13 protein-coding genes are annotated in these 15,585 nt (G+C 43.8%); 7 read left to right on the forward strand and 6 right to left on the reverse strand.

Annotated elements, in window-relative coordinates:
• Positions 1 to 134: 134 nt before the first annotated feature.
• Complete coding sequence (manA, locus tag AB6F11_RS10855) at positions 135 to 1,340, forward strand: mannose-6-phosphate isomerase, class I (RefSeq protein WP_102398462.1); 1,206 nt, start codon at positions 135 to 137, stop codon at positions 1,338 to 1,340.
• A 115-nt stretch (positions 1,341 to 1,455) separates the two neighbouring features.
• Here manA and AB6F11_RS10860 read toward each other — a convergent pair whose 3' ends face one another.
• The 3 genes from AB6F11_RS10860 to AB6F11_RS10870 all read right to left on the reverse strand — a co-directional run bounded on the left by AB6F11_RS10860 (position 1,456) and on the right by AB6F11_RS10870 (position 6,187).
• Positions 1,456 to 4,137, reverse strand: coding sequence for a hypothetical protein (locus AB6F11_RS10860; protein ID WP_102393072.1), 2,682 nt, complete (start codon positions 4,135 to 4,137; stop codon positions 1,456 to 1,458).
• A gap of 247 nt (positions 4,138 to 4,384) precedes the next feature.
• Positions 4,385 to 4,864 carry an N-acetyltransferase gene (locus AB6F11_RS10865; protein WP_102393071.1) on the reverse strand — a complete coding sequence of 160 codons (480 nt, stop codon included), beginning with the start codon at positions 4,862 to 4,864 and terminating at the stop codon, positions 4,385 to 4,387.
• A 150-nt stretch (positions 4,865 to 5,014) separates the two neighbouring features.
• Positions 5,015 to 6,187: a DUF5666 domain-containing protein gene (locus AB6F11_RS10870; protein ID WP_102398461.1), complete on the reverse strand. Its 1,173-nt coding sequence runs from the start codon at positions 6,185 to 6,187 to the stop codon at positions 5,015 to 5,017.
• Between the two features lie 84 nt (positions 6,188 to 6,271).
• On the opposite strand from AB6F11_RS10870, the gene AB6F11_RS10875 reads away from it, so the two are divergent.
• Both AB6F11_RS10875 and AB6F11_RS10880 read left to right on the forward strand, forming a co-directional pair.
• A complete protein-coding gene (locus AB6F11_RS10875; RefSeq protein WP_017072378.1) occupies positions 6,272 to 6,940 on the forward strand; it encodes a response regulator transcription factor in 669 nt (222 codons plus the stop codon).
• Entirely contained in the window at positions 6,912 to 8,174 is a 1,263-nt protein-coding gene (locus tag AB6F11_RS10880) for a HAMP domain-containing sensor histidine kinase (protein ID WP_102393069.1), read from the forward strand. Before AB6F11_RS10875 ends, AB6F11_RS10880 begins: the two co-directional genes overlap by 29 nt.
• Before the next feature lie 90 nt (positions 8,175 to 8,264).
• On the opposite strand, the gene AB6F11_RS10885 is transcribed toward AB6F11_RS10880, so the two are convergent.
• The 3 genes from AB6F11_RS10885 to AB6F11_RS10895 form a co-directional block, all read right to left on the reverse strand.
• On the reverse strand, positions 8,265 to 8,522 hold the full coding sequence (locus AB6F11_RS10885) for a YdcH family protein (protein WP_009846137.1): 258 nt from the start codon (positions 8,520 to 8,522) through the stop codon (positions 8,265 to 8,267).
• A 201-nt stretch (positions 8,523 to 8,723) separates the two neighbouring features.
• Positions 8,724 to 9,713 carry a rhodanese-related sulfurtransferase gene (locus AB6F11_RS10890; protein ID WP_102393068.1) on the reverse strand — a complete coding sequence of 330 codons (990 nt, stop codon included), beginning with the start codon at positions 9,711 to 9,713 and terminating at the stop codon, positions 8,724 to 8,726.
• Between the two features lie 314 nt (positions 9,714 to 10,027).
• Complete coding sequence (locus AB6F11_RS10895) at positions 10,028 to 11,176, reverse strand: PLP-dependent aminotransferase family protein (protein ID WP_017068554.1); 1,149 nt, start codon at positions 11,174 to 11,176, stop codon at positions 10,028 to 10,030.
• Positions 11,177 to 11,291: 115 nt separating this feature from the next.
• On the opposite strand from AB6F11_RS10895, the gene AB6F11_RS10900 reads away from it, so the two are divergent.
• From AB6F11_RS10900 to AB6F11_RS10915, 4 genes are all read left to right on the forward strand, one after another.
• Positions 11,292 to 12,161, forward strand: a complete 870-nt coding sequence (locus tag AB6F11_RS10900; RefSeq protein WP_048613316.1) for a GyrI-like domain-containing protein — start codon at positions 11,292 to 11,294, stop codon at positions 12,159 to 12,161.
• Positions 12,162 to 12,405: 244 nt separating this feature from the next.
• Positions 12,406 to 13,743 carry an MATE family efflux transporter gene (locus AB6F11_RS10905; RefSeq protein ID WP_104216222.1) on the forward strand — a complete coding sequence of 446 codons (1,338 nt, stop codon included), beginning with the start codon at positions 12,406 to 12,408 and terminating at the stop codon, positions 13,741 to 13,743.
• A gap of 234 nt (positions 13,744 to 13,977) precedes the next feature.
• Positions 13,978 to 14,736: an ATP-binding cassette domain-containing protein gene (locus tag AB6F11_RS10910; RefSeq protein WP_104216223.1), complete on the forward strand. Its 759-nt coding sequence runs from the start codon at positions 13,978 to 13,980 to the stop codon at positions 14,734 to 14,736.
• Entirely contained in the window at positions 14,733 to 15,584 is an 852-nt protein-coding gene (locus AB6F11_RS10915) for an ABC transporter ATP-binding protein (RefSeq protein WP_102398458.1), read from the forward strand. Before AB6F11_RS10910 ends, AB6F11_RS10915 begins: the two co-directional genes overlap by 4 nt.
• Position 15,585 lies beyond the last annotated feature (1 nt).

Here is a 15,585-nt window from a genome sequence, read left to right on the forward strand (position 1 = left end):
AAGAATTTTTCCTATTGCGTCTAAGACCTCATCTCATGTGGGTTCTAGCCGAGCTCTGTAGTCTTTCTAATTATTTACGTTATTAGAAATCAGCTCTCTGAATTGTGTTCAAAGGGCTCACTACGGAAAACGCCATGTCACTCAGCCACCTCTCAGAACACTCATTTTTCCCAATGGAAAACACCATCCAAAATTATGCATGGGGGAGCATTTCTTCGATACGTGAACTGTTTGGCTTTCAGAATGAGTCACAAGAGCCGCAAGCGGAAGTTTGGATGGGAGCGCATCCAAAAGGTTGCTCAATGGTTAAGCTTGACCAGCACTTGGTGCCTCTCTCTGAGCTGATTAACAAGAATAAACCGGCCTATCTATCAAGCGATATTGCGCAGGAGTTCGGTGAATTGCCGTTCTTGTTTAAGATCTTGGCAGCAGAAAAGGCACTATCGGTTCAGGTTCATCCAAACAAGCGTCAAGCCGAAATTGGCTTTGCGAGAGAAGAGCAAGCAAGCATTCCTCTGACCGCAGGACATCGTAATTACAAAGACTCTAACCACAAACCTGAATTGGTTTACGCGATCACTGAATATCAAGCAATGAATGGCTTTCGAGAATTCGATGAAATATTAGGGTTGTTCAGAAAGTTGAATTCGAGCGAGCTGGCTGGTTTAGTTGAAGAGTTTGGCAACCACCTTGATTCTCTAGGTTTAGAGGCGTTTTTCCGTGATTTATTAACTCTGGACGACCAACGTAAACACCGAGCATTAGAGCAACTTCTGGCTTACGCAGCCGCTCACCAAGGTCAATCTGAGTTTGCTTTGGTTACTGAGCTTAGCCACCAGTACCCGAATGATATCGGTTTGTTTTGCGTTCTGCTGCTTAACTTGATCACACTACGGCCGGGTGAAGCGATGTATTTGAATGCAAACACTCCGCACGCATACATCAAGGGGACTGGGCTCGAGATTATGGCCAATTCAGACAATGTGCTGCGAGCTGGCTTAACGCCAAAACACATTGATGTCGCTGAGTTGGTTGCCTGCACAGAGTTTACACCAATCCCGTTCGAACGCTTGTTGTTAGCACCTTCAAAGTTAGGTCAATGTGATCGCTATGATATCCCAGTTAGTGACTTTGATTTCAATATTTTTCATCGCCCTCAGCAAGAAGAAGTCATCACAAGCGGCGCTGAAATCTTAATGGCAATCGATGATGATTTATCGCTAATGAGTCAGAAAGGCGAGCACCTGACACTCACCAAAGGGCAATCGGTATTTATCCCAGCTTATATTGGTCATTATGTACTGAGCAGTAATGGCTGTGTTGCCAGAGCGTTTAATTAAGTGAGTGCTCAGCTGGAATTGCTATCAAGTTTTGCGAATGAAGATGTTGGCTTAAAGGGCTAATGGAAGAATGAACAAGCCAAATTCATATTGGCTTGTTCATGTTGCCTATCGATTACTTAATAGTCGGCAAGCTTGTTGCTTCCATATTAATCGACATACTCCAAGATTGTTCCTCTCGAATGGACTTAATAGATCCTCGGTTTGTAAGCCAAGCAGTTTGAGTGTCACGAGGTCCGTCATTTTCAAATTGTGTTTCACTTTCTACTTTACATGCATCAAAGGTACCAGCAGGTACAGTGACTTCTTCTTTACCTAAGTATGTTTCTTGGTAGTTGAAGGTGGGTAGAAAGTAAGGTCGTCCGTTGATAATTTCATCTAATGACGTTTCTACAGATACAGTCCTTAATCCAGGAGACTCAATCCCAATGAATTCACCACTGACTTCGTCATACTCATAGTCATATTGTGATGTTAGCGGTGCATTGGTTGAGGTACCGAAATCTACCACTTGATTGATAATCTTTTGATTATCAGCAATTGCCAGTGGCAACACAGCCTTAGCCGAACCCCAGCCTAGTGAGTCATCAGAGTTAAAGCCCTCTTGACCTAGATAGTGATCTTCAGAGCTATATGAATACTCATACCCCATTAAAACACCTTGCGAATCTTTTATATCGATACGCGTCTTTTCTAGGCTACCTGCTAAGTTAGAAATCCAACTTGGAAGTCCGGTGACTAACGTAACATCATTCAGCCAAGAGAAAGTGTCACCCAAGTAGGTAAACTCATAAGTTAGGTTCTGTGTTACTGCTTCCGGCTCCCACATAGGTGTGCGTTGCACATCGTAAACCGTAACGTCATTAGCTGTAGCGATGAACTGAGCATCCGGCAGTGAGTCGAGACAAGCTTGTAGGTTCAGAGGATGCAGAGGCTGTGGCGTTAATGCGTTATCCAAAATGAACTGTTTAGTTGCTTCGTCAAAGATATAAGCCTCACTACTAGCTTCTTCGATCTCTTTGAAGGTAATACGTACAAAGCCTTCGACTACAGACAAGTAAGCGGAGTTATCTTCTTTTTGGTAGTTAGACCATGTAGCTTGCGAGTGGATAGATTCAGGGATCGTAACTTGACGTAATACCTCGCCATTTACGGATTCATCTTTCCACGAACCGAGTTCTGACAATTTGGAGAATGTAGAATCTAAATTCCACGCTCTTGAATAATAAACCACGGTGCCGTTAGAAAGCAGCTGTGCAAATATTTCAGCACTTTCCATGCCTGCCATTGGGATTAAGTCTGCATGATTGTTAGACGCTGTGTCATGACGGTCTGATTCATCGTCAGCAATGGTCGATGCCAAAGTGGCAAGCCATGTATCGCTGCCATTCTTAAAGGCGCTAATGCCGTTGCACGAGTTATTGAGTGCCTCATAGCGGTCAGGGCTATACTCAGCACACCAATCCCCCTTGTAAAAGGTATAAATGTTGTCGCTGATGTCTTCTACAGACAATTTATATGCGGTTGTGTTGTCAGGGAATTTTAAACCTACTGGCATAATGTTAGACCAAACGTTCTCATCATCCGTTTGATCCATGATTGAACGAACATTGAGCCCACTGATATCTAATTGCTTGGCGCTAGCAACTTCACTAAAAATCGAGCTTCTAGATTCTAGAGTTAAGCTGCCGTCTTCGTTCGGCTTAATGCTGGTTAAGGTATCATCGCTCGCTTCCCAACCGTTTTGTCCTAACACCATGCTATTTGTGTCAGGGGTATATTCAAACTCAACAAATTGCTCAGCAAAGTAATCATAAATATAACTGGTATCGGTAACTGAGTTATCTGCATCAGACTTCAATGTTCCATAGGCAACTACTAAATCTTTGCCAGTGTCATTATCGCCGCCAAACCAATTGATACCGTCTGTTTTGATAAGCTTCGCGAGGTCGGCTTGCTTAGAGCCTTTATTTGCCTCATTTTCTTTAATTTTATCTTCGAGATTAGAGTCATCAATGGCGATGTGATCGCGATTAATACTGCCAGCAATATCGCTTGGGTTGAAGTTATCTCCAGCTGCTTCAATATTTTTTACGACTTCCTCGAGGACTCGAGTGACTTCTTCATTAATTAATGCGGTGAGTGCTTCGACAGAAATACCGGCGCCCGCTGCTGTTTCTGATAGCGCATCCGTGTTCTCTGCCATGACTGAAGCGGTAACTTGAGCAACGCGGTGTAGGTTTTCAAAAGCCGCTTTTTGTGTATCGGCTAAGTCGTTATTGTTTTTGGCTTCGATATAATCTTGCGTTAAATCGAGAGTTGTCCCCAACTTCTCTTGAATAGCTGTTTTAGCTTCTTCTAACGAAGAACCACTCTCTATTTCATTTTGAATCAGAGTCGTTAATGGGCTAATAAATGCGGATTTTGGTGGTGCAGTTAAGCGATAGCTCTTGCTTAGAACGACACCTGGGTTATCGGTATCGATGGTTTGTCCGGCAACCACTTCGATCAACAGAGTACCTTGTTCAAGTTGTTCTTGAGTTAGATTATCAATTGTAAACGAACCATCGTCACCCGTTACGGCACTTGGCTCATCCTTATCACAAACTTTATTACTGTTTAGATCCAAACACGCATTGGCTCCTACCAAATAGCCATCAGCGGCCTTTGCTGTTAAAGACGCTGAAGTTGCTGTTGAACCGCCAGTATCAGTTGTGGAGCTATTTGAACTGTCGCTACCACATCCTGCTATCCCTAGGGCTATTGCCACTGCTAACAGTGAACGTTGACCATTCATGTTAGTTCTCCTATTAAGTTATTGATAAAAATTTACTACTCTGGAATCAATTGGCAGAATGTCATTGATAAATATGACTATTTATAAATTGAATGCCATTGATGAGAAATGTATCAAAGCGGAATGTGGTGGAAATAGCCGGAGTATTTATTCTAGAGACATATCTAACTAGTGGAGTTATATATGCGAGTGATATCTCTGGTGAATGTTTGGTACTTGTAATTTACATACTTATCAATTGTAATTATTATATATCTAGTTGTATTTTATAAACTTTTGCAGCTAAGGTGATAAAGTGAGCATCACTGTCATCAACAATTTGATAGCCAAGTGCCTGATAAAAACTGATGGCGCGAGTGTTACTTCTAAAGCTCGACAGAGTGACTTGGTTTCGTTGTTCTTGATGGGCTTTGTTGTGGATGAGTAACATGGCTTTTTTACCAAGAGACTGACCTTGGTATTGAGGGGAAATGATCAGCAGATGAATATGATAGGTGTTTCCGTAAGGCTTAAAGCAGACGAGTCCGACTCTTTCGTTTTTATGGTATATCCAATGAAACCAAGAGGGATGGTAATCGTTTAAAAGTCGCTTACGTTGGAAGTCGTCCTCCCAGCCGAAAACGTTATCTACGTGTATGAAAAGCCCCTGCTTAACAAACGCAAACAGTTCTTCGAATTCGGAACTTGGAACGAGTCGGAGTTGTATATTCTCTTCTTTTATTACCACTCTGCTTGCTTCCTTATCAAACGCCTTTTAATAAGCAAACAGTAACATAATTAAAAAGGTAGTTTTCATCTGTCGTTTGGAATATTTTGATGCAAAAAAGCCATGCGTAGAGCATGGCTTCTGAATTAACTAACAAGGATGTTCTATGCGTTAGTCGTTGTCTTCTGCTTCGATTTCGCTTGCTATGTACTGGTTATTAACCTTGTAAGATTCTGCCTCAATACGTTGACCATGTAACGTATCGAAACTTAGACCATCTTCATAGCGAGTATTTTGGTTAACGTAGATAGTTTGATTGCCAGAGAACGTTTGAATAACAAAGCTCAATGCTTCGTCATTGGTGCTCTGAACTTCACCTTCAAAATCAACGTCATTATCATTCCAATCTTGTGAATCATCGTTGTGTTCAAATTCGATTTCGGTAGCAACATTTTCGCCGTTAGCTTGTTTCGTTGTTACTTCAATTTCTGTACCTACAGTTAAATTTGACTTGTTGCCGTCTTCGTAACGAGTATTGTCATTGACAAGAAAGCGACCTTTGTAGCTTAAATCAAATGATGATTTGTCGTTCGCTACCCAAGTAATAATGCCTTCAATTTCTGTATCATTATCGATCTCATCAAAACCTTCGACTTCCACTTCATCTGCTTTCAATACAGAGCCTGCCATTGAGCCTGTCACTTCAACCCAAAGACCGTTAGATAATCCATTGCTGCTGTCATCGTTGTCGATGTGGGCAATTGAATAATCAACACTTAGATTAGCACCAAGTTTGAAAGTCGATTCATTTAAATCGCTTATTAGCCCTTCAACTTCAACGGATTCAGTTAAGTTAGAGTGCTCAAACTTAACAACAGAAAGTACTTTGTAACCTGCATTCGCTGTTGGTAAAGAAGAGACCATAACCCAATCGCCATTTTCAATTTCACGTGACAGATCTGTAAAGGTCAATGCGATGCCATTGACTTTAAATGTGCCATTATTGTGGTTGGTGTCTGAAATAAGACCAACGATGGTCGGTTCAAGACCAACTTGAGCCCCGCCAGTGTGAGCTGAAGCGCTACGAGCATTAGATGAAATAGAGACCATCATGTTCTTTTCTAAGTCTGCAATAGCCACGTCCTCACCCGCGTAAGTGGCGCTGTCTACTTGATAGCTATAGCCATTTACAACAATGGTGTTGCCAGAAACAGAGTCAATGGTACCTTGAATTGCTGATGGAGCTTGCGTGTTGTTATCGTTGCTTCCATTGCTATTGCTGTCACTACCGCCACAGCCAGTTAGAATTAAACCGACAACCGAAATCAGCGCTAACTTTTTCATCTATATACTCTTTATTTGGTTTATTGAGGGTGTATCTTATAAACTCAAACGTGAAGCACTCGTGAAGAAAGGTGAAATAAATCGATGAAAGTTTTGATCGTTGATGACAGCCACAATGTTGCAGAAACCATTGCCGATTACCTAGAGTTAGAAGGGATGGTGATCGATTGTGCTTATCATGGAGAAGCGGCGTTAAAGTTAGCGTCTGAGAATCATTATGACGTGATTATCATGGACATAATGATGCCTAAATTAGACGGCATCTCCGCTGTTAGAAAGTTAAGAGAAGAGGTGCAGTGCCCTACGCCAATTCTATTTTTAACCGCTAAAGATAGGTTGGACGACAAAATCGCTGCCTTTCAAGCGGGCGGAGATGATTACTTGGTTAAGCCTTTCGCAATGCAAGAGCTCAGTTTAAGGCTCAACGCATTGGCAAGCCGAGGACCACGCCAAGATATCGGAAAGCTGAGTTTTGCCGATATCTCTCTCAACTCGCAGACCGACGAGGTATACCGAGAAGGTAGGCTAATTAAGTTGAGTCGAATCCAGTTAAAAATACTAAAAGTCCTTATGCGACACGCGCCAGCGATTGTTTCAAGAACTGAAGTGATTGATTCCGTTTGGGGGGATGAATCGCCAAGCAGTGATGCACTTCGAAGTCATATCTATGGCCTGCGTAACGCGCTCGATAAAGGGTTTGAACATTCACGATTAGAGACTATTCATGGACAAGGTTACCGACTCAAAGCATAACGGCTCAAGCCACGGCGATTACCCGAGCATCTACCGAAAAATCCGTCGCAGCTTTGGCTTGATGACCTTGGTCATGTTCGGGCTTTTCTGGACAGTTATTTATATCGCTGAAAACCAGATGGAAGTGATCAGCCTCCATCACTGGCTAGACACTGAAGCTAACCGTTATACGTCTGAATATCAGTCGCTTGGCGAAGATGCGTTGTTGCCGAATGAAAATGAGTTTTCAACCTATTGGAGCGAAAGTGAACTGCCCAATTGGTTAGCTCGATACAAAGAGCCCGGCTTCTATGAACATCTGTTAGGTACAGAAGATAAACATTTTTACGTATTCGAACACCCGTCAGGCAAAGGGCTGATGTATATCTTGTTTCAAGATGACGCCGACGACTACCTCGACGAGTATGAAAGGAGCCTCCACAACTACACCCTCATACTAGGTGGCTTAACCTCCATCTTCATGGTTCTGTATGGGATCTATGTTGTACGCTCGCTGTCGAGGCCACTTAATCAAATAGAAAAGAAAATAGGGCAAATGCACCCTGAGCAGCCAAGTTTTGAAGTTGAGACATCTTACGCTGAAACACGACATATTGAGCAAACACTTTTAGATTCGAAGAATCATATTTCAGGTTTTTTTCAGCGGGAAGAAGAGTTCAATCGATTTGCTTCTCATGAACTTAGAACCCTGATAATGGTGATAAAAGGGTCGGCAGAGCTGCTAACTAAAGTACCCAATCAACCTCCTGTTGCGTTAAAAGCGATTAATCGCTTGCAAGAAGCGAGTGAACAGATGCGAGTGCTGACTGAGATGTTTTTGCTGCTTGGTAAAGAGAGTATCGATGAGCATTATTTCGGTCACTATGACTTGGCAGTCGAAGTTCAGAATCAGTTGCTTGAAATGGCGCCTTTGTTTGCCAAGCAGGATGCGAGTTATGATCTGGACGTCAAAGAGACTGTCACTGTGTATGCGCCAGAGAGCTTTATTACTATTGTATTGAATAACTTAATTAAAAATGCGTTTAGCTACAGTATTGGCGATGTTGGAATTGTGGTGACAGGTTCTCAATTAGTGATCACTAACCGTCATGATGGCAACGAGACTTACAATGCTGGCTATGGTTGTGGCCTAGTGATTGTGCAACGAATTTGTGAGCGAATGGGTTGGAGTTTTGAAACTCAAGATGATGGGCTTCAATTCAGTACTTACTTAGATTTCTCAGTAGATAATTAGGTTGGGTAGCAGGTAGTTTCGATTACAAAAAATGAACCCATTGAGAAGGAGAGTAGTGTGGCTAAGTTAGCCACACTAGCATATGAGTTGTTATACGATCTTAAGCGCGTGATGGCGTGTGAGTTGTTTGTGTAGCGAGTCTTTTAGCTCCATGCGTTCTACTTTGAGGTTGTGCATGCTGTCGTCATCGATAGGGCTGCCAGAGATTTCTAGCTGACGGATGTCGTAGTCTAGTTGGTGGTATTTCTGCATGTCTGCTTTGAATTTTTCGTCGTCGTGGTTGAGCTGAACAATGTCTAATTTAAGATCTGGGAAATCTAAGATAAAGGCATGGTTTTCATTGAGCATTGGCACTTCCTCTCTAGTCGAATTATTAACAGTATAGAAGTAATTTTTCGAAAGAAATGTGGTTCAAAACACAAAGCCGTAAAGCGATCAAAAAAGGGCGTAAACTCGTAGGATTATCCTCGAACTTGCGCCCTTTTGTATGTATATAGCTAACTATTTATAGTTATATATTTAGAACTATAAGAGTTTAAAGCAGAAAGTTTACTTTGCTTTCTTGCCAGAGCGTTGCTGCTCTTTGTGTGCAAGCTTCTCTTTCTTACGTTGCTCGATAAGGTGAGCAGCTTCACCGCCTACGTGGGTTTCGCCACGAGCATTCGACAGTTGAACTTGCTTTTCACGTTCGCGGAAACGGGCTTTCTGCTCGTCGCTGTGCTTATCAATACACTTAGGGCAGCTTACGCCTTTCTCGAAGTGTTCAGAGGCTTTGTCTTCGTCAGTGATTGGCAAACGACACGCGTTACACACATCGTAACCGCTCTTTTCTAGCTGGTGGTTTACTGCAACACGACCGTCAAATACGTAGCAGTCTCCTTCCCACATGCTCTCTTCTTCTGGTACTTCTTCTAGGTACTTAAGAATGCCGCCTTCAAGGTGGTAAACTTCATCAAAGCCTTGCTCTTTCATGTAGGCTGTTGATTTTTCGCAACGAATACCGCCAGTACAGAACATCGCGACTTTCTTGTGTTTCTTAGGATCAAGGTTGTCTTCAACGTACTGAGGGAATTCACGGAAGGTTTCTGTGTTTGGGTTTTCGGCATTTTTGAAGGTGCCGATGTCCACTTCGTAGTCGTTACGAGTATCAACCAGAATCACATCTGGATCAGAAATCAGTGCATTCCATTCGTTTGGTTTCACGTAAGTGCCGACAACATGGCGTGGGTCGATACCCTCAACGCCCATGGTTACGATCTCTTTCTTAAGCTTAACTTTGGTGCGGTTGAATGGTTGTTCTTCGTTGAACGACTCTTTGTAAACAACATCCGCCAAGCGAGAATCTTGTTTGAACCATTTAAGAAGAGCGTCGATAGATTCGCGCTTACCTGCAACGGTACCGTTGATACCTTCACTCGCAAGTAGCAAAGTACCGCGGATTTGGTTGGCTTCTAACACGTCAGTGAGTGGCTGGCGAATTTCTTGGTAATCATCAAGTGCTACGAATTTATACAGAGCACATACAACATATTGAGACATGGTTTTTCCTTTCTGCGAGCTGGAACGTAAATCCAGAGCGGTTGCCTTTTATGATGCAGACTGAGTTTAATTCACTCAGGTTTGCTCATATTGGCTTATTAAAATCCGCCGCAGTATAACCAAGCCAAGGATGGACAAAAACCAACCAAAAGTAGGGCTATTTATCATTTCTATTTGTGTGGTTTATGGGCTAGAAAATGCAATGAAACCGTTTTATCTGCTTCGAATTACAACACGTATTCCCAAACCAAAAAGGCCCTGCTGTAACAATACAGCAGGGCCTTGGTATCTAGTCCGTTTTACTTAATCGGTGATTACGCTTGGTTAAGTACTTCAGCTAAGCGTTTCACCGCTTCAGTCAACTCTTCTGGGTTGGCGTTAGTGAAGTTTAGGCGCAGTGCGGCTTTCGCTTCATCGGCCTTTGGATAAAATACTGGACTTGGTACAACCGCTACGCCATTCGATAGCAAGGTTTTCGCCAGTTCGAAGGTGTCGCACTCTGGGATCTCAACCCAAATGAACATCCCGCCATCGACGGCTTTTAACACGCAATCTGCAGGCAGTTGTTTCTCTAGCTCTGAGAACAGCACTTCATAACGAGACTTGTACAGAGTGCGAATGTTCTCCATGTGTACGCCAAAGTCTTCATGTTTTAGAAGACCAACAAGCAGTGCTTGCATGGGTACACTTGAGTGTAAATCCGCGCCTTGCTTCACTTTGATCAGTGGTTCAAGGTAGCTGCGTTTACCTGTTACCGCGCCAATACGTAGACCTGGCGATGCAATCTTAGAGAATGAACGAAGAACGATAGAGTTATCAGGGCAGAACGAAGAAACCAACGGCAGTTCTGTACCTGTGAAACGCAGCTCACGATATGGTGCATCTTCAATGAATGCCACGTTGTATTTGATACACAGCTCAGCGACTTTTTGACGAGTTTCTGTTGCCCAGCACACGCCGGTTGGGTTGTGGAAATCAGGCACGGCATAGAACATCTTCGGTGATTGCTGTGCAAAGCACGTTTCCAGTTCATCTAGGTTCGGGCCAAATTCAGTTTGAGACACGGTCGCAATGTTTGCTTGAACTAGGCCAAACACCTGCATCGCACCTAAGTAGCTTGGCGCTTCCATCACAACCACATCACCTGGATCGACATACGCACGCGCAATCAAATCCAAACCTTGCTGAGAGCCAGTACAAATCATTACCGTGTGTGACTCTGGCAATTGGTAGCTTTGTGTTAGGTGGTCAAGCAACGGGCCGTAACCGGCAGTAGAGCCGTATTGGAAAACTTCAGGCATGTTCGCTAGGTTTTCTAGCGTTGGCTTCATTAAATCGATTGGGAATGTTTTCTCGTCCGGTAAACCACCGGCCAATGAGATGACATTTGGATCACTTGCGGCTGCGAGGATCTCCCGAATGTATGAAGATTGAATCTGTTGTAATGACTGTGCGATTTCCATGTGTTGTGTCTCGTCGTTTATCGTTTTTATTCTATCGCTTGATATTACACGGCAATTGTAAAAACTAGCGTGTCCGTTTATGCTCTTAAACATGTCCATTTATGCTATTTAAACGATGTCACGTCAACACATATCGCGAATCAATGATGTCCTGTTCCATATTCACCAAGACATCAGTCAGCCTTTGTCTGCCAAAGAGTTATCTGAGATAGCGGCCTATTCAGAACAGCACTTTCATCGCACCTTCAAAAGTGTGGTCGGGGAATCGTTGCATCAATACATCCGACGAACTCGAATGGAGTATGCAGCCAACCAATTGATGTTTGATACCAGTTCGTCTGTGGTTGAGATCGCCCATAAATGTGGCTTTAGTTCTGTGTCTTCGTTTAGTCGAGCATTTAAAGCGACCTTTAATATGTCGCCCGGAGAATGGCGTAAACACGATTTACAAGTAGCAGAAAAACCCTATTTAAAAGATCCCGAAGTGGCGGCGGGCTATTTGAATGTTGCGCAGCGAGTGTTACCTGAACCTAAGATTATTGAAGTGCCTGAACGGATGGCGGCCTATGTTCGACATACGGGATATAATCGATCCATTCGCAATGCGTGGTTGATATTGAAAGCGTGGGCGAATTCGGAACAGCGTGATTTCTCGAGCCAATTTGGTTTGCATCACTCAAACCCTGCTTGGGTTGAGATGGATCAGTGCCGCTATGTGGCGTGTATCGCGATTGATGAACCGATTAAGTATCGCAGTGTCGTGAACCAGATGGTGATTCCCGGTGGTTTGCATGCCGTGTTTCGACTGAATGGTCGCTATGGTGAGCTGCTGCCACAGATCAGCATGGTGTTAGAAAAGTGGCTACCCACATCTGGTTTCAAACAGCGCTCGACTCCCGCGTATGTGCATTATCATCAGAATCACTTCCTTAATAGTGATGAAATATTCGAGCTCGATTTCTACCTTCCCGTGAGCTTTTACTGAGCCTTTACTAGGTTAACCATTGAGTTGGCTCAGTAATTGGTTTTGTTGTGTTTTGTCGAGCGTGATTTTACTCATTTGTTGTGGCTAATTTGCTCGCTCAATGACAGAAAGGCCTCTTATGTTGATGGTGCGATAGGAGAGAAGCTTGTTGATAAACGACTCTAAGTAAATGATGACAACGTACGGATTAAACGATAGCATCCCGCTCTAATTGCAAATAGTTCTTAATATCACCCGATTGAATATGACCATTACCCACAAAGATTATCTGAAAATTGCCTTCCCTTTCATCATCTCAACGGTGACACAGCCTCTACTAGGTGCTGTGGATACCGCTGTTATCGGCCAACTTGGTATTGCTGAACTGATTGGCGGCGTGGCGATCGGCACCATCATTATGAACACCATGTATTGGTTGTTTGGTTTTTTCCGTGTCAGTACCACGGGCCAAAGTGCGATGGCACTGGGTAAGGGAAACCGCACTGATTTGGCGGGTAGCTTGATGCGTCCGTTTGTGCTGTCTGGTTTAGTGGGTTTGATCTTTATCTTGATACAACCACTCATCTGGCAAGGCGCAATGTGGGTGATAGAGCCTGAAGCCAATGTAGCCGAGCACGCGCATATCTACTTCAGTATTTTGATTTATGGCGCGCCTTTCGTGTTGCTTAACTACACCATTATTGGTTGGTTAATGGGACAGGCGAAAGCCAAAGACGTTCTTTATACACAAGTGTTTGGTAATGTGTTGAACATTGTCTTGGATGCGGTGTTTGTACTTTATTTCGATTTGGGTGTCGCAGGTGTGGCTTACGCAAGTTTGATTGCACAAGTTACCACCTTTGCGATTGGTGTGACCTTGGTGATGAAGACCAGCAATATTTCGATCTCTGAGTTCTTGCAAGGCTCGAAGATGACCAAGAAAGACCTATCGACAATCATCTCTTCGAATACCGATCTATTGCTTCGCACCATTTGTATCTTGGTGTTCTTCAACATGATGGCGCGTACTGGCTCTAAACTGGGTACCGATGTTCTAGCGGCTAACGCGATCTTGATGCAGGTGACCTTCATTGTCAGCTATATGTTTGATGGTATTGCCAACGCATCGAGTGTGTTTGCAGGTAAGGCGGTAGGACAGAAGAACCCTTCAATGCTTGATCGTGTTTTAAGGCTTAACTTCCAATGGACGGCAGGTTTCATTGCCGCGCTGACGCTTTTAACTTTGATTTTTAAAGATATGATTGTTTTCTTGTTTACCGATATTCTAGCGCTGGTCACGCTGTACCAAGAGATGGCTCCGTGGTTAATTGTGTTCCCGCTAGTGGCTGGCTTTGGCTTAACGGTTTACGGCATCTTTACCGGAACGGGAACCACACGTCCGGTTAGAGACTCAAGCATCGCGACTTTGTTGGTATTTTTAGCGGTACAGGCATTCACCGTCGATATTTGGGGTAATCATGGTTTGTGGTTGGCGTTTACTCTGTTCTATCTTGGGCGTATTGCGTTCCTGTATCCGTTCATCGCACAAGTTAAGCAGAAGTGTTACCCAGTCGAAGATACCGCTCATGGTGCCATTAACTAAGTAACCTAATCACCACCTGTAATATTTTATGAAAGCGCTTTACTATTTTTACACGATAAATTTAGTGAGTGCTTTTTTGTATCGGTAAAAATCACCTCGAAGGGTCAACACGCCCTAATGAAAATTGGTCAATCAAACAGCAAATAAAGTGCGATGCAGTTCAATGTTCTCTTTTCATCATGTCGGCTAAATGATAGAGTTGTTATGTTATAACATCTATATGTGAGTATCTGCGTGAACACCCCACTTTTGTCTGTTGACCACCTAACGATCAAAACCTCTTCGAGAACCCTTTTCCAAGATATCCACTTCGATGTTTATCGAGGTGAGCTGTTGGCGATCATGGGACCGTCAGGCATTGGTAAGTCGATGCTTTCACGTGCGATTGCGGGTTTTCTGCCAGAAACGGTCGAGGTTGAAGGTCATATTTCTCTGTCTGGTGAAGCGGTATGTGGTTTGCCTATGCTGCAAAGAACCGCAGCACAACGACCTGCGGTTATCTTCCAAGATGCCCTTCAAGCATTAAATCCTCTGGTTTCAATCGAAGGTCAACTTAGTTTGGCATTGACGGGGACTCGCACTAAGCTTAAATCAAAAGAAAAAATTCAAATTACCGAGTTGCTGAATCAACTTGGTTTTCCTAATCCAGAAACTATCTTGCCGTTGTACCCGAGCCAAATTTCGGGTGGGCAACGCCAACGTGTGTGTATTGCGATTGGCTTGCTGAGTAACGCCGATATTATCATCGCCGATGAACCAACCAGTGCGTTAGATCCGGTGACAGAGCAAGAGATACTTAAGCTGATTCGACACAATGTTAAACAGCGTCAAATTGGTGGTTTACTCATCACCCATGACCTGCATAGCGCGTTGGCGTGTGACAAGCTGTTAGTCATCGATGATGGTGGTGTGGTGGCTTACGGTGCACCGAAACATGCACTTGAGTCGAGCTCTCACGCTTTCTGCTGTTCATTGAGAGACTTAATCGAATGAGCTCGACCTTATCACTAAACTCAGAAGCCTCGCCATTAATGCCAGTGACTGATTCAGAAACACAAACACCGATAGAGATTAAGTTCGACAATGTGAGTGTTCACTACTACTCCGTACCAAGTTGGTTGGGTGGTAAGGCGTTCAAAGCGCTACAGAACATCGACCTCAATGTTGAAGACAAAAGCTTAGCCATTGTTGGCCGTTCTGGTGCCGGAAAATCGACACTGATTGAGCTGTTATTTGGCCTAAAATCACCGACTGTTGGCCGAATCAGCCTATTTGGCCATTCACTGCCGATTCGCAATAGCAAAACGCAGGCAAGGGTGTGTCGCTTGATCCAGTTGGTACCACAAGAGCCTCATACCAGTCTCAACCCTTACTATACCGTTCGACAAATTTTAGCCGAACCGCTAAGCAACTTAGACGTTTCTGGTAATCATGAAAGCATTATTGAAGAGACGCTATTGGACGTGGGCTTACCTGCCACTTTGTTATCACTGAAACCGAATCAACTTTCTACAGGCCAAGCTCAACGTGTGGCTATCGCTCGGGCTCTTGTCGTTAGACCCGCAGTGTTGGTGGCCGATGAGCCGACTGCCAGCCTTGATCCTGTGAACCGTCAAAGGTTGCTGGATTTACTTAACTCACTGAAAAATAAGCGCGACATGCGAATCGTTTTGGTGACGCATGATCTCGGTGCGGCAAAGGCCCTTTGTGAAGAAATACTGGTACTCGACCATGGTGAAATGGTGGAGCACGGACCGACCGATCAAGTGATGAGTAAACCTGCTCATCCTGCGACTCAGATGCTGATCGAGTCTCAGCCTCTTTCGAAATCTACTTGTTAAA

Origin of the sequence: Vibrio sp. 10N.247.311.14 (assembly GCF_041467715.1) — a bacterium.
GTDB classification, from domain to species: domain Bacteria; phylum Pseudomonadota; class Gammaproteobacteria; order Enterobacterales; family Vibrionaceae; genus Vibrio; species Vibrio crassostreae_C.